The 1,171-nt window shown below is 60.5% G+C and carries 2 protein-coding genes and 1 pseudogene; all 3 read right to left on the reverse strand.

Annotated elements, in window-relative coordinates; translation table 11 throughout:
• Nucleotides 1-518 (reverse strand): annotated as a pseudogene (locus AC5ZG1_RS43960) (Fe-S cluster assembly protein SufB); the annotation flags it as partial.
• Nucleotides 512-697: a hypothetical protein gene (locus tag AC5ZG1_RS43965; protein ID WP_130582115.1), complete on the reverse strand. Its 186-nt coding sequence runs from the start codon at nucleotides 695-697 to the stop codon at nucleotides 512-514. The pseudogene AC5ZG1_RS43960 and the gene AC5ZG1_RS43965, both read right to left, overlap by 7 nt.
• Before the next feature lie 10 nt (nucleotides 698-707).
• A complete protein-coding gene (locus AC5ZG1_RS43970; protein WP_130232039.1) occupies nucleotides 708-902 on the reverse strand; it encodes a 4Fe-4S binding protein in 195 nt (64 codons plus the stop codon).
• Nucleotides 903-1,171: the final 269 nt, after the last annotated feature.

Raw genomic sequence — 1,171 nt, forward strand, 5'->3', positions numbered from 1 at the left:
TCCGAGATCGGCATGAAGATCACGCCGGCCTTCTTCAATTCCTTCTGGAAGGTGGTCGCAACCGACACCGAATCGAAGATGGCGTCGACCGCGATCTTCCGCTGTTCCGAAGGCTCTCCGCCCGGAGGCGGCTCGACGCCCTCGAGGATCGCGACTTCCCGCAAGGGAATGCCGAGCTTCTCATAGGTCTTGAGAATCTCGGGATCGATCTCGTCGATCGATGACAGCGTCTTCTTCGGCTTCGGCGCCGCGTAATAGTAGAGGTCCTGGTAGTCGATCTTGGGATAGTTGACGCGCGCCCAGGTCGGCTCGGTCATGGTCAGCCAGCGGCGGTACGCCTCCAGGCGCCATTCCAGCATCCAGGCCGGCTCGTTCTTTTTCTCTGAGATGAAGCGGACGATATCTTCCGAGAGCCCCTTGGGGGCCTTTTCGGATTCGATAAGCGTCTCGAACCCATATCGATACTGATCGACGTCGATGCGCCTGACGCGCTCGACCGTCTCTTGTACGGCTACCATTGCCCGCTCCGCCGCTCGCGCAAGGACTCCGGCCATGCCCGACGACGGCCGCGGCGCGCGCCCTTCGCCGCATACGCGATCGCGTAAGTCACCCGCAGCTCGGGGCCAGCGAGGCCGCCCATCAGAAAGGCGGCCACCGATCGCGCTTCAACCTTGCTGCGCGCAGCGGACCCGCTCATCGGTCGCTCCTTATGCCTGCACGCACGTGCCGGGCACCGGGCAGATAACGGCGCATTGCGGCGTGTCGCACTGATCCTCGCATTGGGTGCACTTCTTCGGATCAATTACATATATGTCGTTCTTGAGGCTGATTGCTGCGTTCGGGCATTCGAACTCACATGCGCCGCAGACGGTGCACTGGGAGGCGATTATCTTGTAAGCCATAAACTCCGATTCCTTGGCAGGCGATGCGCGACGGCTTTCCTTCAAGGCTCGTGCCAAACGTCGAGCCTTGATTTATCTCGGCTATTTTCCGTCTCCCGCCTGTCCTAGGCCGGACAGCGTGTCGCGACCGCGACACTCGGCTCACAGGCGCTTGATCTGGATGCGCCACTTCTTGCGCGCCTAGTACCCACTTTTCATAGAACGTGAGTCGTGATTCAAGATCGGGATGATTCCCGAAGCAAGAGAAGTCCGCGTTTCGCGGAAGGAGC

This window comes from Bradyrhizobium sp. Leo78 (genome assembly GCF_059512425.1).